Below are 23,851 nucleotides of genomic sequence, written 5' to 3'. Positions count from 1 at the left end.
TGCCGGCGCCATGATGGACGCGGCGCATCGCTTCGGCTATTTCCAACTGCATATAACGCATACCGGGAGTGTGCCTATGCTTCGCCGCGTCCTTCTCGCCGCCGCCGCCGTCTTCGGCCTTGCTGGCGCCACCGCAGCACGGGCACAGGATGCTGTCACGATCTTCGCCGCCGCCAGCCTGACGGATGCGATGCGCGCCCTGGGCCAGGAATGGGCGGCGCGCGGCAACCCGACACCGCGCCTCTCGCTGGCGGCCTCCTCGGCGCTGGCGCGGCAGATCGAACAGGGTGCGCCGGCTGACCTGTTCATGTCGGCCGATGAGGCCTGGATGGACTATGTCCAGCAACGCAACCTGATCGTGAACGACACGCGTAGCAGCCCGATCGGCAATTCACTGGTGCTGATCGCGCCGGCCGATGCGGCGCAGCCGGTGGCGCTGACGCGCGAGACCAACCTGCTGGCGCTGCTCGGCCCGAATGGCCGCATCGCGACGGGCGACCCGGCGCATGTGCCGGTCGGCCGCTACGCCCAGGCAGCGCTGACCTGGATGGGCCAGTGGGCGGTGATTGCCCCGCGCCTCGCCCGCGCCGACAATGTCCGCGCCGCGCTGCTGCTGGTTGAACGCGGGGAAGCCCCCTACGGCATCGTCTATGGCACGGATGCGGCGGCGTCGCGTGGAGTGCGCGTGGTCGGCACCTTCCCGGTCGGCAGCCACACCCCCGTCACCTACCCCTTCGCCCTGACGCGCCGGGCCGAGGGCAACGCCCAGGCACGCGCCCTGCTCGCCTTCCTGACCGGGCCCGAGGCGCGGCCCACCTGGCAACGCTTCGGCTTCAGCATCCCGCAGTGAATCTCGGCCTCAGCGCGGAGGAATGGCAGGCGGTCCGACTCAGCCTCGAGGTCGCCTCGCGGTCGGTCGCGGTCTCGCTTCTGCCGGCGATCGGCATCGCCTGGCTGCTCTCGCGCGGGCGGTTTCCGGGGCGGATGTTGCTCGATGCGCTGGTGCATCTGCCGCTGGTGGTGCCGCCCGTCGTGGTCGGCTGGGGGCTGCTGATGCTGTTCGGCATCCGTGGCCCGATCGGCGGGCCGCTGCATGACTGGTTCGGCATCCGGCTGGTGTTCACCACCGAGGGCGCCGCACTCGCCACCGCGGTGATGTCCTTCCCGCTCATCGTGCGCGCGGTGCGGCTTGGCCTCGACACGGTCGATACCGGGCTGGAGGCGGCGGCGCGCACGCTCGGCGCCGGGCCGATCGACCGCTTCGTCACCATCACCCTGCCGCTGATGTCGCCGGGCATCCTGGCCGGGGCGGTCACCGCCTTCGCCGCCGGGCTGGGCGAATTCGGCGCCGTCATCACCTTCGCCTCGAACATCCCGGGCGAGACGCAGACCCTGCCGCTCGCGATCTATGCCGCGACGCAGACGGCCGGCGGCGAGGCCGTGGCGGCGCGGCTCGCCGGCATTTCCTTCACGCTGGCGATCGCCGGGCTGCTGCTGGCGGAAGTCGTCGCGCGGCGGATGTACCGCCTGCTGGGTCGCGCCTGATGCCGCAGGTCGCGCTGCGCCACCGCTTCGGGCACGACGGCTTCGCGCTCGATGTCGCCTTCGATGCGCCAGAGAGCGGCGTGACCGCGTTGTTCGGTCCGTCGGGCTGCGGCAAAAGCACCATCCTCGCCGCCGTCGCCGGATTGTTGCGGCCGCAGGAAGGGCGCGTGGCGATCGGCGGCGAGGTGGTGCTCGACACCGCGCGCGGCATCGCCCTGCCGCCGGAACGCCGGCGCTGTGCCGTGGTGTTCCAGGATGCCCGGCTGTTCCCGCATCTCAGCGTCGAGACCAATCTGCGTTACGGCCTGCGTCGCGCGCCACGAGACGCCGACGGTCCAAGCTTCAATGAGGTGGTCGCGCTACTCGGCATCGACCATCTGCTCGCGCGTCGCCCGGGCGGGCTGTCGGGTGGCGAACGCCAGCGCGTGGCGCTCGGCCGCGCGTTGCTGGCCCGGCCGCGGCTGCTGCTGATGGACGAACCGCTGGCCGCGCTCGACGCCGCGCGGCGCGCCGAGGTGCTGCCCTTCCTCGCCCGACTGCGCGACGTGGCCAGACTACCGATCCTCTACGTCACCCATGCGCTCGATGAAGTGGACGCGCTCGCCGACCACCTGGTGCTGCTGGAGCACGGCCGCGTGCTCGCCAATGGCCCGGTCACCACGCTGGCGGCGCGCACCGACCTGCCGCTCGCGGCGCGGCGCGATGCCGGCGTGCTGCTCGACTGCACGGTGGGGGCGGCGCCGCTCGATGGGCTGACGCGGCTTGATTTCCCCGGCGGCGCGCTGGTCACCACACTGCATCCCGGCGCGCCGGGCACACGGCTGCGAGTGCGGGTGCGCGCCCGCGACATCGCCGTCGCCATCGAGGAACCGCGCGGCATCTCCACCCAGAACATCCTGCGCACCACGCTCACCGACATCCAACCCGCTGGCGAGGGCCAGGAGGTTTTCCTGCGCCTGGCGATCGGGCCGAGCACGTTGCTCGCGCGCATCACCCGCGACAGCGTCCGCCGTCTGGCGTTGCGCCCGGGAATGCCGCTATGGGCGCTGGTCAAGGCTGTCACCTTCGACCATCGCATGGCCGTAGGGGCCGAACGCCCCATCGAACCAGGAGGCGACGATGCCCTACCTGCTGCCTGACGAACGGCTGCTCGCCATGCTGCGTGAGGACGCGCCCTTTGGCGACCTGACGACGCGCGGCCTGGGCATCGGCGAGCGGCGCGGCACCGCAACCTTCCGCACCCGCGCGACCATCACCGCCTGCTGCGTCGAGGAAGGCGAACGCCTGATGCTGCTCGCCGGCTGTACGGCGGCGCGGCGCATGGCCGCCTCCGGCGCGCAGGTCGAGGCGGGCGGGGACCTGCTGATCGCCGAGGGCGACGCTACCGCCCTGCATCGCGGGCTGAAGGTGGCGCAGACGCTGATGGAGGTGACCTCCGGCGTCGCCACCCGCGCGCGGCGCATCCTGACCGCCGCACGGGAAGGCCGGCCGGGCATCGCCGTGGCCTGCACGCGCAAGCACCTGCCTGGGGCGAAGGACGTGATGCTGAAGGCGATCATGGCCGGCAGCTGCATCCCGCACCGGCTCGGCCTGTCGGACAGCGTGCTGGTGTTTGCCCAGCATCGCGTCTTTCTCGGCCGCCAGCCGCCGCATCTGTGGGTCGCCGCGCTGCGTGCCGCTCAGCCGGAACGCAAGATCGAGGTCGAGGCCGAGAGCGTCGACGAGGCGCTGTGGTTCGCTGCCGCCGGGGTGGATGCGGTGCAGCTCGACAAGCTCTCCCCCGAGCAGGTGGCCGAGGCGGTTCGCGCCATGGCCAGGCTGCCGAAGCACCCGCTGCTCGTCGTCGCCGGCGGGGTGACCGAGGCCAATGCCGCCGCCTATGCCCGTGCGGGAGCCGAGTTGCTGGTGACGTCGGCGGTCTATGCCGCGCCGCCGGCCGATATCGGCGTGGCCATCACGGCGGCCGCGCCATGACCGAGGCGGCCGAGCTGAGCCTGCGCATCGACCTGCCGGGGGGCGGGCGAATTGGGCCGGGCAAGATTCGGCTGCTGGAGGCGATCGACCGCGAAGGGTCGATCTCGGCGGCCGGACGTGCGCTGGGGATGAGCTACAAGCGGGCCTGGGATTTGGTCGATGCGCTCAATACCCAGCTCGGCAGCCCGGTGGTCGAGGCCAGCACCGGCGGGTATCGGGGCGGCGGCGCCACCCTGACCGATGCCGGGCGCAGCCTGGTGGCGGATTACCGCGCCATCGAACGGGCCGCACAGCGGGCTGCGGAGGCGCGGCTGGCGGCGTTGTTGCGGCGGATGAAGGGCGTCGGCTGACGGTTGGGGCGGGACCGGAGAGGGTTTTGCCCTCTCCGCGTGAGGCAGTGCCTCACGCCCCCACCAAAGGCCCGGGGCCTTTGGAAACCGATACCTGGTGTTGGGCGCGGAGGCTTGTTCGCGGGAACGAGCGTCGCGCTGTGCAGGGCGATGAATCCTGATGCCGATCCTGGCTGTCGTGCCGGGTGGCAGGAATTGAATTGGCGGCGGGCAATCGGTCACGCCCGTCGGGCCGGGGGCCGTCACGCGGTCGAACGGGGCGCGGGGGTGGGTTCCGACGCCCAATCCGACAACGGCGCCCGGAGCCACGGAAAGGCATTCCAAAGGGCCCAGCCCTTTGGCGGGGTGGTTCGGAGGGGCGGCGCCCCTCTGACCTTCCGCCGAGATTTGCGACGCGCTCCCCCCGCCATGCTATAGGCGCCTTCAATGCCCCGTGCCGTCGCGCCACGGGTGCGGCGATCCCCCATCGCCGCACCCGCCCGACCCGCACCCCCCGCTCGCGCGCGACGCCGGATGGCGCCGCGCCTGTTCCGCTGGGCACTTTTCCTCGCTGTCTGGGGCCTGGTTGCCGCCTTCGTCGCGGTGATCTTCTTCGCCTGGGACCTGCCTCGGCCGGAGGATTCGCTGATCACCCGGCGGCCTTCGGTCACCATGGTCGCCGCCGATGGCTCGCTGCTGTCGACCAGCGGCGACCTGTATGGCGAGACGGTGCGGCTGCGCGACCTGCCGGCCCATGTGCCGGCCGCCTTCATCGCCATCGAGGATCGCCGCTTCCGCGACCATAGGGGCCTGGACCTGGTCGGGCTGGTGCGCGCCATGGTGGTGAACGTGACCGCCGGGCGGGTCGTGCAGGGCGGCTCGACGCTGACCCAGCAGTTGGCCAAGAACCTGTTCCTCACGCCCGAGCGCAGCCTGCGGCGCAAGGTGCAGGAAGCGCTGCTCGCTTTGTGGCTGGAACAGCGCTTCACCAAGGATGAACTGCTGACGATCTACCTCAACCGCGTCTATCTCGGCGCCGGAACCTATGGCGTGGATGCAGCGGCGCGGCTGTATTTCGGCGTGCCGGCGCGGCGGCTGACACCGGGCCAGGCGGCAGTGCTGGCCGGGCTGCCCAGGGCGCCGTCGCGCTACAATCCGCGCGTCAACCCGAGCGCGGCGGTGCATCGCGCGGTGGAGGTGCTGGACGCCATGGTCGAGACCGGCGCGCTGACCGCCGCCAGCGCGATGGTCGAGGCCGAACGCCTGCAATTCCCGCGCGCGCCGTCGCGCGATGCCGGCTGGTTCGCCGATTGGGTGCGCGACCGCATCGGCGACCGCGCCCCGGCGACCTCGGACCTGTTGCTGCGCACCACGCTCGATTCGCGGTTGCAGGCGGCGGTCGAGGCACGGCTGGAGGCGATGCTGGCCAGCCAGGGCCGCCCCGCCGGCGTCTCCCAGGGCGCGGTGGTGGCGATCGAGGCCGGCTCCGGCGCCGTGCGCGCCATGGCCGGCGGCCGCGACTACCGCGCCAGCCCGTTCAACCGCGCCACCCAGGCGCGGCGGCAGCCGGGCTCGGCCTTCAAGCCCTTCGTCTATCTCGCCGCGATCGAGGCGGGGGGGCGGCCGGATGACATGGTCTCGGACGGGCCGATCAGCCTGGGTGGCTGGTCGCCGGGCAATGGCCATTGGCGGACGCGCGGGGAGATCAGCATCGAGGACGCCCTGGCCTTTTCGGTGAACACCGCGGCTGTGCGGGTCATGCAGCGCGCCGGCGGGGCGCGGGCCGTCGCCGCCGTGGCGCAGCGGCTTGGCCTGCCGGGGCCGTTCCCACGCGATGCCTCGATCGCGCTCGGCACCGCGGAGGTGACGCTGCTCGACCTGGTCGCGGCCTATGCGCCCTTTGCCAATGGCGGGCGGCGCATCGCCCCCTTCGGCGTGGCGGAGGCGCGCGCGGAGGGGCGCCCGATCGCCTGGCTGCCGCCGGCCCCCGCGCCGGTCATCACCGCCGAGGCGGCCGAGGCGATGCGCCGGATGATGGGCGCGACGGTATCGCGGGGCACCGGCCGCGCCGCCGCGGTGGTCGGCATTGTGGTGGCGGGCAAGACCGGCACGACGCAGGATAATCGCGATGCCTGGTTCATCGGCATCGCGGGGGGGCTGGTGATGGGTATCTGGCTGGGCAATGACGATGCGACGCCGATGGATGGGGTGGCCGGCGGGGGCCTGCCGGCGCGTCTCTTCCACGACATCCTGGACAGCCAGCGCGGCCGGGGCGGCGAATGACCGACCCGCTTGACCTGCTCGTCGAGCTGGCCCGACCGGTGCGGCATGAGGCGAACAACCTGCTCGCCGCACTGTCCGGCACCGCCGAATTGATGCAGCGGGCCCGCGGCGCCAGCGAGCGCGACATCGCCCGCGCCGAGCGGCTGACCGACGCCTCGGCGCGTTTGCAGGCGCTGCTGCACGCCTATCTCGCCCTCGGCGCGCCGCCCCCGGACGGGACACCGGCGCAGGCCGTCTTCGCCGGCATGAATCCACTGGTGCGGCTGAGCGTTGGGCCTGGCCGCCTGGCGGAGATGGTGGCGGCGCCGGTGCTGCCGCCGCTGGCGGCCTCGCCGGCGGCGTTGCAGGCGACGATCTTGCGCCTCGCACGGGAGGCCGCGGCGATGGCCCCGCCGAGCAGCGTGCTGCGATTGGCGTTGGAGCCCGCACCGGGCGGCGCGGTACTGGTGGCTACCGCCCTGCCGGGTGGCGAGGTGCCGCCGCCGGTGTTCCTGGCGGGGGCTTGAGGCGTTGGGGCGGGCTGTTGATCAGAGGGGCTTTGCCCCTCCGAACCTCCCCACCAAAGGCCTAAGGGCCTTTGGAAACCTCAGCCTGGTGCCGGGCGGCGGCGTCAGGGCGGCTAGGGCGTCTTGCGCGGTGCGGCGGGGGCACCGTGGCGCGGCGGCAACGCCTCGTTGGGGCAATCCGTGCCACCCTCGCCGAAACACTGCGCCGGCAGGCACTTCCCGTGTAGCATTGCCAGCCAGGATCAAGACAAAGAGCCGATGACCCGCGCCGCATTGACCGACCCCTCGCCGGCCTCCGTCCGGTCCTCCGCCAGTTCCGGTTCCGGCCGTTTCGCCTCGGCCGCTGTCCGTGCGGTGCTGCGCCGTCGGGCGATGGAGATGTTCGGCCTGCTGGTGGCGATCGTCGCCATCGGACTCGGCGTCGCGCTGGGCAGCCACAATCCGGCAGACCCGTCCTTCAATACCGCGACCCATGGGCCGACCACGAACTTGGCCGGGCCGGTGGGCGCGGTGGTGTCGGACCTGATGCTGCAGGGCTTCGGCTTCGGCGCGGCGCTGCCCTGCCTGGCACTGCTCGCCTGGGCGTTCCGGCTGGTGACGCATCGCGGCATCGGGTCGGTCACGGTACGGCTGCTGGGGCTGCTGGCGGGGATGCCGATGGCTGCGGCGGCGCTGTCGCTGTTGCCGCTGCCCCAGTTGCTGCCGGTCGAGGCGGGGCCGGGCGGAATTGTCGGGCCGACCGTGGCCGGGCTGCTGGTGGATACGCTGGCGCGCGTCCTCGGGCCGGCCGGCATGTTGGTCGGCCAGGGTATCGTGATGGTCGCCGCGGTCGGCACCGCCTTCATCGCCTGCGGGCTGACGGTGGGTGAATGGCGCGGCGCCGGTCGCGTGGCGGTCGGCGCCGGGCAGGTCGCCGTCGGCGCGGCACGCAGCGGTGCGGCCAGCCTGCGTCGCCAAGGCCCCGGTCGTGACGAGGAAGAGCCGGATCACGAACCCGAGCGGCGCGACCCGGCGGTGCCGGGGCTGTTCGCCCGGCTGGGCGTACCCTTCCGCAGCATGGGCCGCAGCGTTGGCCGCGGCGCCGGCGCGCTGATGCGGCGGGAGCCGAATGCCACGCCGCTCGGCGCGATGTTGCGCGCGGCTGATGAGGCGGCGACCGCCGTTCCGCCCAACCCGACCGACCCGCCCGCCCCGCTGCCGGGCCAGGATGGCGACGTGCGGCCGGGCACCGAGCCCGCCGGCAAGCCACGGCTGGCCTCGCGCACCAAGGTGCTGGACCGCGCGCCCGACCGGGGCCGCCGCGCGCCGGAGCAGCGCGCGCTCGACCTCGGCACCGAGGGGTGGAAGCTGCCGCCGCTCGACCTGCTGACCGAGGCGCCAGCGCGGCGCACCGGCCGGCCTTCGGAGGAATCGCTGCAGGCCAATGCGCGGCTGCTGGAGAGCGTGCTGGAGGATTACGGCGTGCGCGGGCGCATCGCCGAGATACGCCCCGGCCCGGTGGTGACGCTGTATGAACTGGAGCCGGCGCCGGGGACGAAATCCTCGCGCGTCATCGGCCTCGCCGACGATATCGCACGGTCGATGTCGCTGATCGCGGTCCGTATCGCGACGGTGCCGGGGCGCAACGTGATCGGCATCGAGATGCCGAATGCCAAGCGCGAGACCGTGTACCTGTCCGAGATGTTCGCCGATGAATCCTGGGGACGGCACCAGGCGAAGCTGCCGCTGGCGCTGGGCAAGGATATCGGCGGCGGGCCGGTCATCGCCGACCTCGCACGCATGCCGCATCTGCTGATCGCGGGCACCACCGGCTCGGGGAAGTCGGTCGGCATCAACACGATGATCCTGTCGCTGCTCTATCGCTTCGGGCCGGAGGAATGCCGCTTCATCATGATCGACCCGAAGATGCTGGAATTGTCGGTCTATGACCGCATCCCGCATCTGCTGGCGCCGGTGGTGACGGAACCGCCCAAGGCGATCGGCGCGCTGAAATGGACGGTGCGCGAGATGGAGCGACGGTATCGCTCCATGTCGCAGCTCGGCGTGCGAAACATCGGCGGCTACAACGACAAGGTCGTCGCGGCGCGCACGCGTGGCGAGGTGCTGACGCGCAAGGTGCAGACCGGCTTCGACCCCGATACTGGCAAGCCGGTGTTTGAGGAACAGCCGCTCGCGCTCGAGCCGCTGCCGATGATCGTCGTCGTCATCGACGAAATGGCCGATCTGATGATCGTCGCCGGCAAGGAGATCGAGGCCGCCGTGCAGCGCCTCGCGCAGATGGCGCGTGCCGCGGGCATCCATGTGATCATGGCGACGCAGCGGCCGTCGGTTGATGTCATCACCGGCACCATCAAGGCGAATTTCCCGACGCGCATCTCCTTCCAGGTGACCTCGAAGATCGACAGCCGCACCATTCTCGGCGAGCAGGGCGCGGAGCAGCTGCTCGGCCAGGGTGACATGCTGCACATGCCTGGCGGCGGGCGGCTGGCGCGCGTGCATGGGCCTTTCGTGTCGGACACCGAGGTCGAGCGCGTGGTGGAATTCCTGCGCGAACAGGGCGAGCCTTCCTACATCGAGGAAGTCACCGAGGAGCCGGATGAGGACGGCATGCAGCCCGGCATGCTGGGCGGCAACACGGATGGCGAGGCTTCGCTGTACGACCAGGCGGTGGATCTGGTGACGCGGGAGGGCAAGGCGAGCACCTCCTTCGTCCAGCGTCATTTGAACATCGGCTACAATCGCGCGGCGAAGCTGATCGAGCAGATGGAAAAGCAGGGCGTCGTCGGCGCCGCCAACCATGTCGGCAAACGCGAGGTATTGGCGCCGGGCCCGCGCGACTGACAATTGCGCAGCAATCGCCCGAAGGTGCAGGAAACTGAGTTTCCTGCCGGGGTGCTCGAGGGGCAGCGCCCCTCGACCTTCACGACGGCCTCAAACCGAGCTTCCTGCCAGGCTGCTCGAAGGGTAGCGCCACTTGGACCTTCCTCCCCCCTGATCCGATGCAACCACGCCCCCGCCGCCGCGTTGCTGCGCCATGCCGGAACACCCGACCGTCCATTCGCCCGCCGATGCCGTCATGGCGCGGCCGATACCCGCTGCACTGCTGGTCAATCCGGCCGCCGGTTCCGCACGCCTGGATGGCGACGGGATCGACAGACTCGTCGCCGCGCTCGGGGGAGCCGGATATGATGTCGCGATGCCGGCGCGACCGGACCTGCCGCTCGATGCCCAGCTCGCGGCGGCGCTCGCGGCGCGGCCGGCGGTGGTGTTCACCCTTGGCGGCGATGGTACGATCCGCGCCGTTGCCGAGGGGATCGTGGGGCTGGATGTCATGCTGGGCGTCCTGCCGGGCGGTACGATGAACCGGCTGGCCGCGCGACTCGGCATCCCGTCCGACCCGCTGGCGGCGGCGCGCAGCCTTGCCGGCGCGACGGTGGAGACGCTGGCGCTGGGCACGCTGAACGGCCGGGTCTTCCTCTATCAATCCATCGTCGGGCGACCGTCGCGGCTGGTGCGCTTTCGCGAAATGCAGCGCGGGGTCGGCCTTGCCGGCTGGCTGCCGCTGATCCGCGCGACGCTGCGGAGCATGGCGCGGGCGCCGCGCCGGTCACTCCGCCTGCGTGCCGAGGGCCGCCGCATCCGGGCCGATGCCGTGGTGGTGACGCTGCCGCCACCCGGTGCCTTGCCGTGCTTCGAGGTGCATGCGGTGCGCCGCGGCGGCCTGCTCGCCGGGCTGCGGCAGGGCTGGCGCTGGATTCGCGGGCGCCTCGCCACGGATCAGGGCGTGACCGCCTTCGATCGGCCGCATCTGGCGGTGCAGGGCATCGACGGAAGGCTGCGCGTCACCCTCGATGGCGAACAGCATCTGCTGGAAGCGCCGCTGCGCTTCCGCCTGCGGCCCGATGCGCTGCGCGTGCTGCGGCCGCCGCGTGGATGATCCGCATCGCGCATCTGTCCGATATCCATTTCGGTGCGCATCTGCCTGCTTTGGTTGGGCCGTTGATCGAGGACATCGCCAGCTTCGCGCCCGATGCCATCGCGATCAGCGGCGACCTGACGCAGCGTGCGCGGCAGCTGGAATTCGAGGCGGCGGCAGCTTTCATCGCCACACTGCCCGCCCCCGTCGTCGCCGTGCCGGGCAATCACGACATCCCGGCCCGCGCGCTGTTCGAGCGGATGTTCGACCCGCGGCGGCGGTGGCGGCGCTTCATCTCGCAAACCACCGAACCGGTGGTGATGCTGCCTGGGCTGGCGCTGATCGGACTCGATACGGTGCGGCGGGCGCAACCGCATCTCGACTGGTCGGCCGGCGGTGTCTCGGCCGCGCGGCTGGCGCGTCTCGCCTCGCGGATCGAGGCGGCCGGGGAGCGTCGTGTCGTTGTGGTCGCACACCACCCGCTACGCCACCCGCCGATGGCGCCCGGCCGCGCCAGGCCGCTTGGCGCCGGCGCCGCGCTGGCGATGATGGGGCGCGCCGGGGTTTGCGCGGTTCTCTCGGGCCACCTGCATCGCTCGGCGCCGATCCCCGGCAGTCCGCCGGTCGTGATCTGCGGCAGCACACTGTCCCATCGCGTACAGGGCGTGCCGAATGGCTGGACATTGATCGAGTTGGACGAGGATGGGCCACCGCTGGTCCGGCAGCGTATCGCCGAGGGGCTAACATGGCGGGACGCGGCGCCGACGGGCAGCGAGGCCGCTTGATACCGGCGGCCCACGGCTACGACTCGTGCCGAGGTCGCCAATGCGGCCCGCCAGCGGTCTGGCGAAGGCCAAGCAAGTCGGAGGTCTGCGCGTCACGCCGGAGGCGTGCCTCCGGCACGGCGCGTCCGAGGGCCTGTTGCGGCGGATGCCAGCGGTCGGCTGTTGGTATGATACCGGCGGCCCTTGAGCTTGACCGGTGGGACCGAGAGGGGCGTCGCCCCTCTCGCACTCTCCCCACCAAAGGCCTAAGGGCCTTTGGAAACCTCGACTTGGTGCCTTGCGCAGCGGTCAGCAGTGGTGGCGAAACCCGCCCTTGCGCACGAAGCGCGCGCCGTGGCCACAGGATGCGTACAGTGCCCAGCGCCAAAAGATGGCATTCCAAAGTGCACTGCACGTTGGCGGGGTGGCTTGGAGGGGCGGCGCCCCTCCAACCTTCCCTTTCCGGCCATCAAATAGTGCCGTTGGCATGAGACCACCGGCACCGGCTCGCCCCATCGGCGATTGGCGCCCCGACGGATGCGGCGTATGAAGCCGGCCATGCGCCACGCCGGCATCCTCGCCCCTTTCCTGGCCTGCATGGCGTCGGCCGTCGCGGCGGAACCACCGCCGGTCGAGAGTTTCCTCCTCCGCAGCGAAGCCGGCTGGCGCGAGATCGCCGCGACCCCGCCAGGCGCACCGCGCATCGCCGCCTGCGACACCCAGGCCGAGGCCAGCTTCGACATCCCGCTCCTTGCCCACGCCGTCGCCGGCGATTTCATCTGGCTCAAGCTCGGCGACGACGGCCATGCGCGCTTCACCGCCGCCCTGCGCGAAAGGCTGGCACGGGACTGCGCGCGCCGCCGTGGCCCAGGTACGCTGACGCTGCTGCGCACGCACCAGCGAGCGGATGGCTTCTCCGTCACCGCCAGGCTGTCTGTTGCGGAAACCGAGGAACGCACGCTGGTCTGGCGGCTGCGACCGGGCGGGCCCTGGGGCTGGCGGGCAAGCGATGTCTCGGCCGATGGCGTCAGCCTCAGCTCGGTGCTGCATGAGCAGGTGCGCGCCGCCTTCGATACCGCCGAGGGCAATGCCGAAGCGGCGATCGCCGGGTTGGCCCATGGCGCGCCGCTGCCATGACCGGCATCAGACCGCCGCTGATCGCCTTCGAGAGTGTCTCGCGCAGCTTCGATGGCGGTCGCGTGACGGCGCTGCGCGATGTCAGCCTCAGCATCGGTGCCGGCGAGCGCGTGGCGCTGACCGGACGCAGCGGTTCGGGCAAGACCTGCCTGCTGAACATCGCCGGTGGCATCGACATCCCCGATGCCGGGCGGGTGTTGTGGCAGGGCAGGCCAGTCAGCGCACGGCGCGAATGGTCGGCGCTGCGCGGCCAGGCGATCGGCATCGTGTTCCAGGAATTCAACCTGCTGCCGACTCTGACCTCGCGGCAGAATGTGGAACTCGCCCTGATGGGCGGCGGCCTGTCCGAACGCGTGCAGCGCGAGCGTGCCGAGGCGGCGCTGGAACGCGTCGGCATGGCGGGCCGGGCAACGCATCTGCCGGCCGAGATGTCAGGCGGTGAACGCCAGCGCGTGGCGATCGCCCGCGCGCTGGTGCGGCGCCCTGCTTTGCTGCTGGCCGATGAGCCGACCGGCAGCCTCGACAGCGGCAATGCCGAGGCGATCGCGGCGCTGCTGCTGCGCCTGCCGGAGGAGGACGGCATGACGTTGCTGATGGTGACGCATGACCCGGCGCTGGCGGCACGTTGCCCGCGGCGCATCCGGATGCATGACGGCTCGGTGATGGCAGATGAGCCGGCCGGGGTGCTCGCGGCATGAACCTGCTGGGTCTTGCTCTGATCAATCTGCGCCGGCGGCCGACGCGCACCGTGCTGTCCACCATCGGAATCGGGCTTGCAGTGGGTGGCGCGGTGGCGCTGCTGTCGCTCGGCCAGGGCATCAGGAGCGGCGTGGGCGACAGCTTGAATGAGCGCGGCGCCGACCTCATCGTGTCGCAACGCGCCTCGACCGATGCCTTTGGCGGCCGGTTGCCGGAGACTCTGGGTGCGCGGCTCGCCACCATCCCCGGCGTCGCCGGCGTCGATGGCGAGTTGATCGCCTTCGCGACCAATGCGAGCGGGCGGCCCATCCTGGTTGCTGGCGCCGCGCCCGGCTCGGCGGCGCTGCGCCAGGCGCCGATCGTGGCGGGACGCAATCTGCGGGAGGGTGACGACCGCCAGGTGGTGCTCGGCGACGTCATCGCGGAGAGCCTCGGCCTCGCGCCCGGCGCGATGATCGAGTTGCAGGATGAGCCTTTCGAGGTTGTCGGCATCGCGCGGTGGAAGTCGCGGATGAATCGCAGCGTGGTGCTGATGCCGCTCACCGCGCTGCAGGCGCTCACCTTCCGCACCGGGCAGGTGACCGGCTTCCATATCCGACTGGCGGAACCGCGCACCGTCGCGCATCGGGAGGAAGTGCGCGCGGCGCTCGCCGCCGCCGGCCCGGTGCTGGTCTCGGATGCGGCGGAGGTGATGGACACTGACCGCAACCTCGCGGTGCTGAACGCGGTCTCGCTGGCGGTGTCGCTGATCGCGCTGGCGCTGGGCGGGCTGAATGTCCTGAGTTCGCAACTGATGTCGGTGCAGGAACGCACGCGCGAGATCGGCATCATCGCGGCGATGGGCTGGACGGACGGCCGGCTGCTCGGGCTGATCCTGCTGGAAGGGATGATGCTGGGGACAATGGGGTGCGTGCTCGGCACCGGGATCGGCATCGCCTTCACCGGGCTGTTCGAGGCGATCCCGGCCATCGGGCGCTACATCACCTTCAAGCCGACCGTCATGGGGCTGGGCGTGCCGCTGGCGGGGGCGATGGTGCTGTGTGCGGCAGGGGCCCTGTATCCGGCGTGGCGAGCGGTGCGGCTGTCACCGGCGGCGGCGTTGCGGCGAGGGTAGCGGCGCAGCGGATCAACGAGGGACGTTGCGCCCTCCGGACCTCACGCCGCCAAAGGCCGGGGGGCCTTTGGAAAACGATGCCTGCCGTTGGGCAGGTGCGTCATTGCGCCCCCCACTACGTGCTTCGGGCGCGGGAGTGGGTCACCGCGCTAATTCCGACAACGGGGGCATTCTGGCAAAGGGTGCATACCAACGTGCCCGGTACGTTGTCGGGGTAGTTTGGAGGGGCGACGCCTGTCCATTCCTGAGGCTTCGAAAGCGAATGGCGATCGCTGCCGTCATCGCGTCAGCGCAGCACACCCGGCGCCGTTGCCGCACCGCCCACCGCGCCCACCGCGCCACCGATCAGCGCGCCCGTCCCGGCATTGCCGGAGAAGGAACCAACCGCGGCACCGGTACCGGCGCCGAGCAGGCCACCGGTGATGGCACGCTCGCCCGGGGTTTCGCCGCAGGCAGACAGACCGAGGCCAGCCGTCAGCGCGATGAGGGCGGGGATCTTGCGGATCATGACCATTCTCCTGTTGTGGCTGGAGCGGTAACGCGCCGGCGGACGCCGGGTTGCGCCGGTCAGGCCGCGCGTGGCGCCTCGCCCGTGATGACGCGCGTCCGCCGGGCCACCAGCCGCGCCACGCCCGGCGCCATGGCGACAATCCCGGCGAACACCCCCGGCCGCTGTCGGAACACGTGGCCCACCAGCCCGGCGATGCGCATGGGCGCGACCAGCCGGCGGCGCCAGGCGGCGTGGAAGGCCGGCGCCGTTTCGCCCCCGAGCATCGCCGCCGCCGCCGCCATGCCACTAGCCATGGCCATCGCCATGCCATCGCCAAGCAGGGAGGGAATGACGGCGAATTGGTCGCCCAGGCGCCACAGCGCCGGGTCGGCATCCACCGGGTCGCGATGCAGGAAGCCATAGGGCACGCCCGCCACGGCGAGCGGACGTTGCATCAGGGGCCGCGCGCCGTCGAGCAGCGCCGCGCCGAGCGGCGAGCCGTCGCGCACCAAAGCGACGAAAGTCGCGGCATCCTGCAGCGCGGTGACCTGATGCGCCGCCAGTGCAGCACAGAGATTCGCCGCGCCATCGCCGCTGGGCTGCAACCCCGCATAGCCGCCCGCGCAGGGCAACAGCGTGACGGCACGCAGCGGCGCACGCAGGCGCAGATGCAGCTTCGCGCCGACCGACCCGCCGGCCGTCCCGGCGCGGACGAAACCGCGCAGCGCATGCTTTCCGGTGGCGAGCACCAGGTGCGGCGCGCGCAGCCGCGTTCCGTCCGACAGGCGCAGGCTCCAGGCCGCGCCCCCGGGCATGCCGTGGTCACGGGTGTTCACACCACCTGCGCCAGGCGTTCTTCGGCGCGCATCGTCATGCGCTCGGATGATCCCATCCGAAGGCGAGCGGCTCTCGCGCACCGCATCGCGCACGGACGCGCCGCGCAGCAGGGTCACGCCCGACGCGATCGCGGCATCGAGCAGGGCCTCATCCAACACGCGGCGCGGCAGGCCGGCGGCGGCGAAGGGCAGCACGAATCCCGCCGTACCCCGGCCCCGCGCCACCTGCGCCTCGGCGATGCGCACGCCGCCCAGCGCGAACGGGTCGAGCCCGAGCGCGGCGAGGCAGGCCAGCGCATCGGCGCCGAGGAATTCGCCGCAGACCTTCTCGCGCGGGCCGGTTTCGCGTTCCACCAGAACCACGCGACGCCCGCCGCGCGCGAGCATGATGGCGCAGGCCGCCCCGGCTGGGCCGCCACCGGCGACCAGCACGTCGGCATCGCTCACGGCACGATGATCCGCGACACCGACCAGCGGAACGGGAACTGCCAGGCGATGCGCGGCGCGACGCCGGCCTCGGCCGAGAGGCGGCGCCAATCGGCACGGGTGAAGGCGCGCGCGACGGAGATGGTGGAATCATGCACCACCATCGGGTCGAGCCGCATCGCCCGCGTGCCGACCCAAAGCCCGCACCACGGGATGGCGTGGCGATGCAGGTCGTTGATCATCCAGCCGCGCCGCGCATGCCGTTCCATCCAGCGCAGGAAGCGGACCAGGTCGGGATCGGGCAGATGGTGCGTGAACAGGGCGGAGAGGATGACGTCGAAGCGCGCCTCGGCCGGCAGGTCGAAGAGGTCCGCGGTGATCCAGTCCCCCGGGGTGCCGGCGCGGCGCGCCGATGTCACCGCGGAAGGGCTGCGGTCGAGACCGGTGAGTTCGAGCGTAATGCCGCGCTCGACACCCCAGCGCGCGACCCGCCGCAGCATGTCGCCACCGCCGGCGCCGACATCGAGCACCGACAGGGATGTGGCCCCCGTCCGCGCCACCAGCGCATCGAGGAAGCGCAAGGTCGGGCGGTAGCCGAAGCTGATGCGGTTGAGGAATTCGAGGTCGCGCAGCGCGCTGTGGAAGGCCGGTTCGCCCTGCGCCGCATCGTCCATCCATTCCGGGCCGGCGCTGCGGGTGGCGAGCCAGCCGCCGGGCATCACACGGTCACGAACCGCATGGTCTCGGCGGACAGGCCGGGGCCGAAGGCCATGGCGCAGCCGCGCTGGCCGGGGCTCGCCTGCGCCATCATGTTGCGCATCACAAACATCACGGTGGCGGAGGACATGTTGCCGTGGTCGCGGAGCACCGCGCGGCTCGGCGCCAGTGCATTCTCGGGAAGGTCGAGGCCATGAGCCACAGCATCGAGGATGCTGCGGCCGCCCGGATGCACCGCCCACAGGTCGATCTCGGAAGGGTCAGCGCCACCGAGGATCTGCTCGCTCCAGTCGGGCAGCGCATGGGCGAGGGTGAAGGGCACCATGCCCGACAGCGTCATGTCGAAGCCGCTGTCACCGATGCGCCAGGTGATCTGGTCGGCGGCCTGCGGCACCAGCCCGGCGTGGAAGCCGTCCATGCGCAGGCCGATCGGATCGGCGGTGACGAGGGCGGCGGCGCAGCCATCGGCGAAGATCTGGAATGACAGCAATTGTTCGATCGCCGAAGTGCCCTGCAGGTGCAGCGTGCAGAGTTCCAGGCAGATGACCAGCACGCGTGCCTCGGGCTGGCTGCGCACGATGTGCCAGGCGAGTTTCAGCGCGTTGATCGCCGCCTGGCAGCCCATGAAGCCGACGATGCTGCGTTCGACGCTGCCGCGGATGCCGTAGTGGTTGATGACCCACTGGTCGATGCCGGGGGCGACAAAGCCCGTGCAGCTCGCAAAGACCAGATGGGTGACGCGCGGTGCTTCCGCCTCCAGGCCGAGCGTGTCGAGCGCCGATTTGGCCAGCGCCGGGGCGGCGGCCTCGTAGCGCTGCATGCGGGACCTGGTTGAGGGGAAGGCCGCGCCCCATTGGTAGAAGCCACAGCTGGTGCCGCTGCCGAGCGGCTCTGACGGTTCCAGGACCGACCAACGCTTCTCGATCTGGCTGCGCTCGGCCATGCGGGCGAAGGTCTTTGCGTCGCGGCCTTGCAGCGCGTGGCGGCCGGCGAAAATGCAGAAGGCCTCGTGAATTTGATTCGGCGGGACCGCGCAGGCGATTCGATTGATGAATGTTTCGGTCATCTGCCGGGGTGCATAATCCCTGCACCCAGGTGGAGCAAGCGCGCCAGGCCGCGGCGGACAAAGGCTTCCGGGGTCTCGGCGCCGACCGGCGACACAGTGATGCGGCGCGCCAGGACGGGCGCGGCGCAGCCAGCCGTGAAGCGCTTCATTCCTTTGCCACGTTCGTGGGGGCAAAATGTTCTTTGCGCCGTCATCCGGAATGGACGGTGCCCCGTTGTTAGGAGACCACGCCATGCGTCACGCGATCGCCGCCGCCCTAATCATCGCCCTTCCCCTCGCCGCCCAGGCGCAGGACCGCCCGCAGATCTATCCGACGCGCGACGTTGCCGTGACCTATCGGGTCTCCGGCCAGGGCCAGGGTGCCGAGCTGACCATGCAGTGGTCCGCGGCGCAGCGGCTGATGCGCATGAACATGCCCGGCGGCGTCGGCTACATGGTTGCCGACCATCAGAACCAGCGCGGCTTCATGGTGATGGAGGCGATGCGCACCATAATGGATGTGCCGATGCAGCAGGCCGCCGGCGTGCAGCAGGCCATGCAGGACGCCAATTTCACCCGTGGCGCCACCGAGAAGATCGCCGGCACCGACTGCACCGTGTGGCGCTACCAGGGCCGTGACCAGACCGGCGAGGCCTGCATCACCGCCGATGGCGTGATGCTGCGAGCCCAGGGGGCCTCACAGGGGCAGCAGGGCCGCATGGAGGCCGTGCGCGTCGCCTATGGCACGCAGGACCCGGCGCAGTTCCGCCGTCCGCAGGGCTACCAGACCATGCAGGTGCCGCAGGGCGTACCGGGCATGGCTGCCCCGCGCGGCGCGACACCGCGCTGAGAGTCCGTCTGGAGACGCGCCGCCCGGCGCGTTTCCACGGACGGCACGCCCACCCGGCCACCGATTCCAGGATACTGTCGTGGGGGTTCGGGCCGGTGCCGAACCTTCCGTACAACCCCCGAGGGGCTTCCAACGGCCGCCATGACGCGCCACATCCTTTGCCCATGAACCGCCGTCTCCTGCTGCTCACCCCCGCTCTGCTCGCCACGCCGGCGTTGGCCCAGCGCGCCGCGGCGCCCCCCGCGCCGGGCGCCGCCGCGCTGACCGACCGGGACCGCGCCGATCTCGCACGGGTCGAGACTTATCTGAACAACCTCACCACGCTGCGCGCGCGCTTCCTGCAGATCGCGCAGAGCGGCGCTGCGGCCGAGGGCACCGCCTGGATCTGGCGGCCGGGCCGCATGCGCTTCGAATACGACCCGCCGGAGCCGCTGCTGCTGGTCGCCTATGCCGGCCAGTTCCTTATGTATGATCGCGAATTGCGCGCGCCGACGACGCTGCTGATCAGCCAGACGCCGCTCGGCATTATCCTGCGCGAACGGGTTCAGCTCTCGGGCGATGTGACCGTCACCGCCGTCGAACGCTCGGGCGGCTTCCTGCGCGTGACCGTGTACCGCACGAGCGAGCCTGGCGAAGGCCGGCTGACCCTGGTGTTCAACCCCGAACCGATGGAGCTGCGCCAATGGGCGGTGTTCGACGCGCAGCGGCGCGAGACCCGCGTGAGCCTGTTCCGCATCGAGACCGGGCAGCGCTTCCCGTCGAGCCTGTTCCAGTTCAACGACCCGCGCTTTTTCGAACCCGGCGGCATGGGCGCCCCGCAGGGTGGCGGCAATTGAACCAGCCGCGCGGCGCCGGAATGACCGTGCGCTGCGCAGGAACCCGGGCTGGCTGCATGGCTCGCATGCAAAGCTGGGCCGGCTTTCACGAAAACTCCACGGAATGCCTTGATCCTGACACCGCATCGGGTGAGTCTGTTATTCCATGAGACCGTTGATCGGCATCTCCTGTTGCCAGAAACCGTTCGGCATTTTCGGTACGCCGAATCATGCCGCCTCCGACAGCTATGTGCGCGTCGTGCGCGGGCCGGCGCATGGCACGCCCGTGCTGCTGCCCGCCGCCGGCGAGGACCTGTCGGAGGAATTGCTGCCGCACCTCGATGGGCTGATCCTGACCGGCAGCCGGTCGAATGTGTGGCCCGGCCATTATGACGGCCCGGCCCATGCCGACGGCACGCCGGAAGACCATTGCCGCGACGCCACGACCCTGCCGCTGATCCGCGCCGCCATCGAGAACGGCGTGCCGCTGCTGGCTATCTGCCGCGGCATGCAGGAATTGAATGTGGCGCTGGGCGGCAGCCTCGACCAGCGCATCCAGGATCTGCCCGGGCGGATGGACCATTCCACCCCGTCCGACCAGCCGATCCCGCGCGTGCGGACCGGCAAGGCGCATGGCGTGCGGATCGAGACGGAGGGCGCGCTGGCGCGGGTGCTCACGCCGCCCGCGCGGCAGGCCGGCCGGCTCGCGGTGAATTCGCTGCACAACCAGGGCGTGCAGCGCCTGGCGCCGCGCCTGGTGGCCGAGGCCTGGGCGCCGGATGGCACGGTGGAGGCGGTGCGGGTCGAGGGTGCGACGGCCTTCGCCATCGGCGTGCAATGGCATCCGGAATACGATTGGGAGCATGACGCCGACAGCCGTGCGATCTTCCTCGCCTTCGGGCAGGCCTGCGCCGCCCACCGCGCCGCGCGGCTCGGCCATACGGGGCTCGCGCAGGCCGCCGAATAGAAGTGGCGCGGAAGCCGCGTGACGGCGGTCACCGGCTTTCGTCCAATTGCCTTTTGCTTCCAAGGCCACAGGGGTCTAATGTGCACAAACCGGCACGCAAAATGCCGGTGGTCGAGTACCGGTGTCCCCTGCCGGCTCGCCCGACCATTCCGATCGGAATAAAATATGGCGCCCGGTCACCCCCCTGACCGGGCGCTTCTTTTTGCCCGCTGCCCTCGGTTTTGTCGACCGTATACTTGTCCTTCGGCCGGCAACTTCATGTGACATGTTAAGTTGCAGCGAGGCCGCCGGTCCGGCTTCCGGCCCAGCGCATCGGCCTGTATAGGTGGGCCATCCCATCCTCGATCGGAGCCTTGCCCGCATGGTGTCCTACGTCCTGCCCCCGCCGCCGGTCGCCGCCATCCCCGTGAAGGGCAGCGATGCCATGTTCCCGGTGCGGCGCATTTTCTGCGTCGGGCGCAATTATGCCGAGCACGCCATCGAGATGGGCTCCGACCCGACGCGCGAGCCGCCCTTCTATTTCACCAAGCCGGCCGACGCCGTCGTCATCAACGATGCCGACATGCCCTACCCCTCCGTGACCAAGTCGCTGCATCACGAGATGGAACTGGTCGTCGCCATCGGCGTGGGTGGGAAGAACATCGCGGTCGCCGACGCGCTGAAGCATGTGTGGGGCTATTGCTGCGGGCTCGACATGACGCGCCGCGACATCCAGAACGAGGCCAAGAAGACCGGCCGCCCCTGGGACATGGGCAAGGGCTTCGACCGATCGGCGCCGATGGGCGCGCTGGTGCCGGCCGCCGGGATCGACCCCTCCAAGGGCAAGATCGAACTCACGGTGAACGGCAAGGTCACCCAGACCTCCGACCTGTCCAAGCTGATCTGGTCGGTGCCGGAAGTGATCGCCAACCTGTCCGAACTGGTCGAGCTCGCCCCGGGCGACCTGATCATGACCGGCACGCCGGAAGGTGTGGCGGCGGTGGTGAAAGGCGACGTGCTGTCCGGCTTCGTGGAAGGCGTCGGCGAGGTGAAGACGAAGATCGTCTGATGCCGGCCAAGGCCGCCGCCGGGCGCGGCACCCTGCGCATCGCCACCTGGAACATCAACAGCGTGCGGCTCCGGCTGCCGCTGTTGAGCGACCTCGTGGCCGCGCTCGACCCCGACGTGCTGTGCCTGCAGGAAACCAAATGCCCCGACGAGTTCTTCCCGCATGAGGGGGTCGAGGCGCTCGGCTTCACGCACCGGCTGGTGCGCGGGATGAAGGGGTATAACGGCGTCGCCATCCTGTCGAAGCGGCCGATCCTGTTGCGCGGCGAGGACCCCGACTGGTGCGGCAAGGGTGATTGCCGCCACCTCGGCGCCAGCATCGACGCGCCGGGTGGGCCGATCGAGCTGCACAATTTCTACATCCCCGCCGGCGGCGACATTCCCGACCGCGAGAAGAACCTGAAATTCGGCCACAAGCTGGATTTCGTAGCGGAAGCCACCGCCTGGTCCAGCGCGCGGCCGGCGCAGCGGGCGGTGATGGTGGGCGACCTCAACATCGCGCCGCTCGAACATGATGTGTGGTCGCACAAGCAATTGCTCGACGTCGTCTCGCATACGCCGGTCGAGGTCGAGGCGCTGGGCGCCTGGCAGCGCGCCGGCGGCTGGCACGACGCGCTGCGCCACTTCGTGCCGGCCGACCAGAAGCTTTACACGTGGTGGTCCTATCGCGCGGCCGATTGGCGCGCCTCCGATCGCGGTCGACGGCTTGACCATGTCTGGGTCAGCCCGGACCTTGCCGGCGCGCTGTCGCGCCATGTCGTCTTCAAGGATGCGCGGGGTTGGGCCAAGGCCTCGGACCATGTCCCGGTGATGGTGGAGTTGGCCCCATGACCCGACACTTCGGACGGCGCGCGGGATTGCTGGCGCTGCTCACCGGCCTGTCCGCCTGTGCGACCCCGGCGCCCGCGCCGGTAGCACCGGCCGTGCCGGAGCTGACCGGCGACCCTGATCCGGAGGATGTCTATTCCCCCGGGCCGATCCCCTGGGCTGATCTGACCGAGGAACACAAGCGCCGCGCCCGCGCCGCGCTCGGCCGCATGGGCGAGGACGTGCCAGATGATGACGCGGAGCTGCAGGCGCGCTGGCTGATCATGTCTCCGGCGCAGCAGCGTTACGTGATCCGTCGCCCGCCGCCGCCGCCCAGACCGGTGGTCCGGCGGGCGCCGACGCGGACACCCCCGCGGCGGACGACGACGCCGACGCATCGGACGACCACGACGCGCCGGCGCCAGCCGTAGCGGACACTGCGTTCACGCCGCTTAGAGCGGATTTCGATCTGGCTGGATCTTGGGTCTTCCGCGACGCGGGAGGGATTTGATTCAAGCTGTCTGTCGGAGCGGAGGCCGACAGGCATGCAAGGGCGCTGTCGGTGGATCAGCAGGCTGAGGATGCGCGCGATGCGTAGCCGTCGGGGCTCAGGTCAGCCTGCAACCAGGACCAGCCTGCGCTGCGCCATCTACGCCCGAAAGTCCTCTGAGAAAGGGCTGGAGCAGGAATTCAACTCTCTCGATGCCCAGTGGAAGGCCTGCGAGGCCTATATCCGCAGCCAGCGCCACGAGGGCTGGTCGCTGCTCCCCACGCGCTACGACGATGGCGGTCTCTCGGGCAGCAGCATGAACCGCCCGGCGCTGCAGCGCCTGCTCGCCGATGTCGCCGCAGGGCGGGTCGATCTGGTCGTCGTCTACAAGTTCGACCGACTGACCCGGTCGCTCGCCGATTTCGCCAAGATCGTCGAAGTGCTCGATGGCCACGGCGCCTCCTTCGTCTCGATCACCTAGCAGTTCAACACCATGACCAGCATGGGCCGGCTGACGCGGAACATGCTGCTGTCCTTCGCGCAGTTCGAGAGGGAGGTCACCGGCGAGCGCATCCGCGACAAGATCACCGCCTGGGCGGCAATGCCAGTCATCCGAGCCTATTGGCTGGGTTGATCGCCGACGCCACTGGTGAGCCGATGGTCCCGCCGCCCCGGAAATCGTCTGCGGCACCGCGACTGCATGGCTGTGGACGCAGTCTCGGGCGAACCCGTCTCGGCCGCCCACATGGCTGAATTCCCTGTTCCGCCGGGAAAAAACACGGAAATCCAACGCAATTCAGGCCCGGATGCTCGCAATGCACCGCGCAAGGCCACAGAATAGCTAGCGTACGCTGCGAATTCCCTAACCGCGAAGCAGGGAATTTGTCTCACCCTTGCAGGGAATATGTCGGATGGAACAGGGAGGTATTGGGCAACGTTTCAGGCCACCAAATCCGCCCCTCGTTCAATGCTGTGAATCATTGATCAGTGAACCACCGATGCGCGATGGGTCGGCGACCGCTGCTGCAACACTGTGCGACGGTGTCCCAGGGTGACGTCAGGCAATGGTATCAACAGCGAGCCACGCCCAGAGG

At 70.6% G+C, this 23,851-nt stretch carries 23 protein-coding genes and 1 pseudogene; 20 read left to right on the top strand and 4 right to left on the bottom strand.

Features of this window, described 5'->3' with window-relative positions; all coding sequences use genetic code 11:
• Positions 1–76: 76 nt before the first annotated feature.
• From modA to IEY36_RS12925, 13 genes are all read left to right on the top strand, one after another.
• Entirely contained in the window at positions 77–850 is a 774-nt protein-coding gene (modA, locus tag IEY36_RS12985) for a molybdate ABC transporter substrate-binding protein (RefSeq protein WP_188967502.1), read from the top strand.
• Complete coding sequence (gene modB / locus IEY36_RS12980; protein ID WP_188967501.1) at positions 847–1,545, top strand: molybdate ABC transporter permease subunit; 699 nt, start codon at positions 847–849, stop codon at positions 1,543–1,545. The genes modA and modB overlap by 4 nt, the downstream gene beginning before the upstream one ends.
• Positions 1,545–2,684, top strand: a complete 1,140-nt coding sequence (gene modC, locus IEY36_RS12975; protein ID WP_188967500.1) for a molybdenum ABC transporter ATP-binding protein — start codon at positions 1,545–1,547, stop codon at positions 2,682–2,684. The genes modB and modC overlap by 1 nt, the downstream gene beginning before the upstream one ends.
• Positions 2,665–3,519, top strand: coding sequence for a ModD protein (gene modD, locus IEY36_RS12970; RefSeq protein WP_188967499.1), 855 nt, complete (start codon positions 2,665–2,667; stop codon positions 3,517–3,519). The genes modC and modD overlap by 20 nt, the downstream gene beginning before the upstream one ends.
• Positions 3,516–3,869 (top strand): winged helix-turn-helix domain-containing protein, encoded by a 354-nt coding sequence (locus tag IEY36_RS12965; protein WP_188967498.1) that lies wholly within the window; start codon positions 3,516–3,518, stop codon positions 3,867–3,869. The genes modD and IEY36_RS12965 overlap by 4 nt, the downstream gene beginning before the upstream one ends.
• 513 nt (positions 3,870–4,382) lie before the next feature.
• Positions 4,383–6,131 carry a transglycosylase domain-containing protein gene (locus IEY36_RS12960; RefSeq protein ID WP_229681293.1) on the top strand — a complete coding sequence of 583 codons (1,749 nt, stop codon included), beginning with the start codon at positions 4,383–4,385 and terminating at the stop codon, positions 6,129–6,131.
• Positions 6,128–6,637, top strand: coding sequence for a nitrogen regulation protein NR(II) (locus tag IEY36_RS12955; protein ID WP_188967496.1), 510 nt, complete (start codon positions 6,128–6,130; stop codon positions 6,635–6,637). Before IEY36_RS12960 ends, IEY36_RS12955 begins: the two co-directional genes overlap by 4 nt.
• A gap of 258 nt (positions 6,638–6,895) precedes the next feature.
• Positions 6,896–9,478 (top strand): DNA translocase FtsK, encoded by a 2,583-nt coding sequence (locus tag IEY36_RS12950; RefSeq protein WP_188967495.1) that lies wholly within the window; start codon positions 6,896–6,898, stop codon positions 9,476–9,478.
• Positions 9,479–9,671: 193 nt separating this feature from the next.
• On the top strand, positions 9,672–10,574 hold the full coding sequence (locus IEY36_RS12945; RefSeq protein ID WP_188967494.1) for a diacylglycerol/lipid kinase family protein: 903 nt from the start codon (positions 9,672–9,674) through the stop codon (positions 10,572–10,574).
• Positions 10,571–11,338 carry a metallophosphoesterase family protein gene (locus tag IEY36_RS12940; RefSeq protein WP_188967493.1) on the top strand — a complete coding sequence of 256 codons (768 nt, stop codon included), beginning with the start codon at positions 10,571–10,573 and terminating at the stop codon, positions 11,336–11,338. The genes IEY36_RS12945 and IEY36_RS12940 overlap by 4 nt, the downstream gene beginning before the upstream one ends.
• Positions 11,339–11,863: 525 nt before the next feature.
• Positions 11,864–12,454 carry an ABC transporter substrate-binding protein gene (locus IEY36_RS12935; protein ID WP_188967492.1) on the top strand — a complete coding sequence of 197 codons (591 nt, stop codon included), beginning with the start codon at positions 11,864–11,866 and terminating at the stop codon, positions 12,452–12,454.
• Positions 12,451–13,152, top strand: coding sequence for an ABC transporter ATP-binding protein (locus tag IEY36_RS12930; protein ID WP_188967491.1), 702 nt, complete (start codon positions 12,451–12,453; stop codon positions 13,150–13,152). The genes IEY36_RS12935 and IEY36_RS12930 overlap by 4 nt, the downstream gene beginning before the upstream one ends.
• Entirely contained in the window at positions 13,149–14,267 is a 1,119-nt protein-coding gene (locus tag IEY36_RS12925; protein ID WP_188967490.1) for an ABC transporter permease, read from the top strand. Before IEY36_RS12930 ends, IEY36_RS12925 begins: the two co-directional genes overlap by 4 nt.
• A gap of 286 nt (positions 14,268–14,553) precedes the next feature.
• Here IEY36_RS12925 and IEY36_RS12920 read toward each other — a convergent pair whose 3' ends face one another.
• Genes IEY36_RS12920 through IEY36_RS12905 form a run of 4 tightly spaced genes read right to left on the bottom strand, consistent with a single transcriptional unit; the run spans position 14,554 to position 17,802 of the window.
• Positions 14,554–14,775 (bottom strand): YMGG-like glycine zipper-containing protein, encoded by a 222-nt coding sequence (locus IEY36_RS12920; protein ID WP_188967489.1) that lies wholly within the window; start codon positions 14,773–14,775, stop codon positions 14,554–14,556.
• Positions 14,776–14,834: 59 nt separating this feature from the next.
• Positions 14,835–16,040: an NAD(P)/FAD-dependent oxidoreductase gene (locus tag IEY36_RS12915; RefSeq protein WP_188967488.1), complete on the bottom strand. Its 1,206-nt coding sequence runs from the start codon at positions 16,038–16,040 to the stop codon at positions 14,835–14,837.
• Complete coding sequence (locus tag IEY36_RS12910; RefSeq protein ID WP_188967487.1) at positions 16,037–16,738, bottom strand: methyltransferase domain-containing protein; 702 nt, start codon at positions 16,736–16,738, stop codon at positions 16,037–16,039. The genes IEY36_RS12915 and IEY36_RS12910 overlap by 4 nt, the downstream gene beginning before the upstream one ends.
• Positions 16,738–17,802, bottom strand: coding sequence for a type III polyketide synthase (locus IEY36_RS12905; protein WP_188967486.1), 1,065 nt, complete (start codon positions 17,800–17,802; stop codon positions 16,738–16,740). Before IEY36_RS12905 ends, IEY36_RS12910 begins: the two co-directional genes overlap by 1 nt.
• Before the next feature lie 232 nt (positions 17,803–18,034).
• On the opposite strand from IEY36_RS12905, the gene IEY36_RS12900 reads away from it, so the two are divergent.
• The 7 genes and pseudogenes from IEY36_RS12900 to IEY36_RS12870 all read left to right on the top strand — a co-directional run bounded on the left by IEY36_RS12900 (position 18,035) and on the right by IEY36_RS12870 (position 23,391).
• Positions 18,035–18,631 carry a DUF4412 domain-containing protein gene (locus tag IEY36_RS12900; RefSeq protein WP_188967485.1) on the top strand — a complete coding sequence of 199 codons (597 nt, stop codon included), beginning with the start codon at positions 18,035–18,037 and terminating at the stop codon, positions 18,629–18,631.
• 164 nt (positions 18,632–18,795) lie between these two features.
• Entirely contained in the window at positions 18,796–19,467 is a 672-nt protein-coding gene (locus IEY36_RS12895; protein WP_188967484.1) for a LolA family protein, read from the top strand.
• 145 nt (positions 19,468–19,612) lie between these two features.
• Positions 19,613–20,413, top strand: coding sequence for a gamma-glutamyl-gamma-aminobutyrate hydrolase family protein (locus tag IEY36_RS12890; protein WP_188967483.1), 801 nt, complete (start codon positions 19,613–19,615; stop codon positions 20,411–20,413).
• Between the two features lie 361 nt (positions 20,414–20,774).
• Complete coding sequence (locus IEY36_RS12885) at positions 20,775–21,461, top strand: fumarylacetoacetate hydrolase family protein (protein WP_188967482.1); 687 nt, start codon at positions 20,775–20,777, stop codon at positions 21,459–21,461.
• Positions 21,461–22,291, top strand: a complete 831-nt coding sequence (locus IEY36_RS12880; protein WP_188967481.1) for an exodeoxyribonuclease III — start codon at positions 21,461–21,463, stop codon at positions 22,289–22,291. The genes IEY36_RS12885 and IEY36_RS12880 overlap by 1 nt, the downstream gene beginning before the upstream one ends.
• Complete coding sequence (locus IEY36_RS12875) at positions 22,288–22,698, top strand: hypothetical protein (protein ID WP_188967480.1); 411 nt, start codon at positions 22,288–22,290, stop codon at positions 22,696–22,698. Before IEY36_RS12880 ends, IEY36_RS12875 begins: the two co-directional genes overlap by 4 nt.
• 114 nt (positions 22,699–22,812) lie before the next feature.
• A pseudogene (locus IEY36_RS12870) lies at positions 22,813–23,391 on the top strand (recombinase family protein).
• Positions 23,392–23,851 lie beyond the last annotated feature (460 nt).

It is taken from the genome of Neoroseomonas lacus (assembly GCF_014644535.1).
Classification (GTDB): Bacteria; Pseudomonadota; Alphaproteobacteria; order Acetobacterales; family Acetobacteraceae; genus Neoroseomonas; species Neoroseomonas lacus.
This window is presented reverse-complemented; position numbering and strand designations above follow the sequence as displayed.

What these genes read in the sequence shown, in the direction of transcription:
- modA (WP_188967502.1), top strand. Translation starts at nt 77, where the DNA reads ATGCTTCGCCGCGTCCTTCTCGCCGCCGCCGCCGTCTTCGGCCTTGCT.
- modC (WP_188967500.1), top strand. Translation starts at nt 1,545, where the DNA reads ATGCCGCAGGTCGCGCTGCGCCACCGCTTCGGGCACGACGGCTTCGCG.
- modD (WP_188967499.1), top strand. Translation starts at nt 2,665, where the DNA reads ATGCCCTACCTGCTGCCTGACGAACGGCTGCTCGCCATGCTGCGTGAG.
- IEY36_RS12965 (WP_188967498.1), top strand. Translation starts at nt 3,516, where the DNA reads ATGACCGAGGCGGCCGAGCTGAGCCTGCGCATCGACCTGCCGGGGGGC.
- IEY36_RS12960 (WP_229681293.1), top strand. Translation starts at nt 4,383, where the DNA reads ATGGCGCCGCGCCTGTTCCGCTGGGCACTTTTCCTCGCTGTCTGGGGC.
- IEY36_RS12955 (WP_188967496.1), top strand. Translation starts at nt 6,128, where the DNA reads ATGACCGACCCGCTTGACCTGCTCGTCGAGCTGGCCCGACCGGTGCGG.
- IEY36_RS12950 (WP_188967495.1), top strand. Translation starts at nt 6,896, where the DNA reads ATGACCCGCGCCGCATTGACCGACCCCTCGCCGGCCTCCGTCCGGTCC.
- IEY36_RS12945 (WP_188967494.1), top strand. Translation starts at nt 9,672, where the DNA reads ATGCCGGAACACCCGACCGTCCATTCGCCCGCCGATGCCGTCATGGCG.
- IEY36_RS12940 (WP_188967493.1), top strand. Translation starts at nt 10,571, where the DNA reads ATGATCCGCATCGCGCATCTGTCCGATATCCATTTCGGTGCGCATCTG.
- IEY36_RS12935 (WP_188967492.1), top strand. Translation starts at nt 11,864, where the DNA reads ATGAAGCCGGCCATGCGCCACGCCGGCATCCTCGCCCCTTTCCTGGCC.
- IEY36_RS12930 (WP_188967491.1), top strand. Translation starts at nt 12,451, where the DNA reads ATGACCGGCATCAGACCGCCGCTGATCGCCTTCGAGAGTGTCTCGCGC.
- IEY36_RS12925 (WP_188967490.1), top strand. Translation starts at nt 13,149, where the DNA reads ATGAACCTGCTGGGTCTTGCTCTGATCAATCTGCGCCGGCGGCCGACG.
- IEY36_RS12920 (WP_188967489.1), bottom strand. Translation starts at nt 14,775, where the DNA reads ATGATCCGCAAGATCCCCGCCCTCATCGCGCTGACGGCTGGCCTCGGT.
- IEY36_RS12910 (WP_188967487.1), bottom strand. Translation starts at nt 16,738, where the DNA reads ATGCCCGGCGGCTGGCTCGCCACCCGCAGCGCCGGCCCGGAATGGATG.
- IEY36_RS12905 (WP_188967486.1), bottom strand. Translation starts at nt 17,802, where the DNA reads ATGACCGAAACATTCATCAATCGAATCGCCTGCGCGGTCCCGCCGAAT.
- IEY36_RS12900 (WP_188967485.1), top strand. Translation starts at nt 18,035, where the DNA reads ATGCGTCACGCGATCGCCGCCGCCCTAATCATCGCCCTTCCCCTCGCC.
- IEY36_RS12895 (WP_188967484.1), top strand. Translation starts at nt 18,796, where the DNA reads ATGAACCGCCGTCTCCTGCTGCTCACCCCCGCTCTGCTCGCCACGCCG.
- IEY36_RS12890 (WP_188967483.1), top strand. Translation starts at nt 19,613, where the DNA reads ATGAGACCGTTGATCGGCATCTCCTGTTGCCAGAAACCGTTCGGCATT.
- IEY36_RS12885 (WP_188967482.1), top strand. Translation starts at nt 20,775, where the DNA reads ATGGTGTCCTACGTCCTGCCCCCGCCGCCGGTCGCCGCCATCCCCGTG.
- IEY36_RS12880 (WP_188967481.1), top strand. Translation starts at nt 21,461, where the DNA reads ATGCCGGCCAAGGCCGCCGCCGGGCGCGGCACCCTGCGCATCGCCACC.
- IEY36_RS12875 (WP_188967480.1), top strand. Translation starts at nt 22,288, where the DNA reads ATGACCCGACACTTCGGACGGCGCGCGGGATTGCTGGCGCTGCTCACC.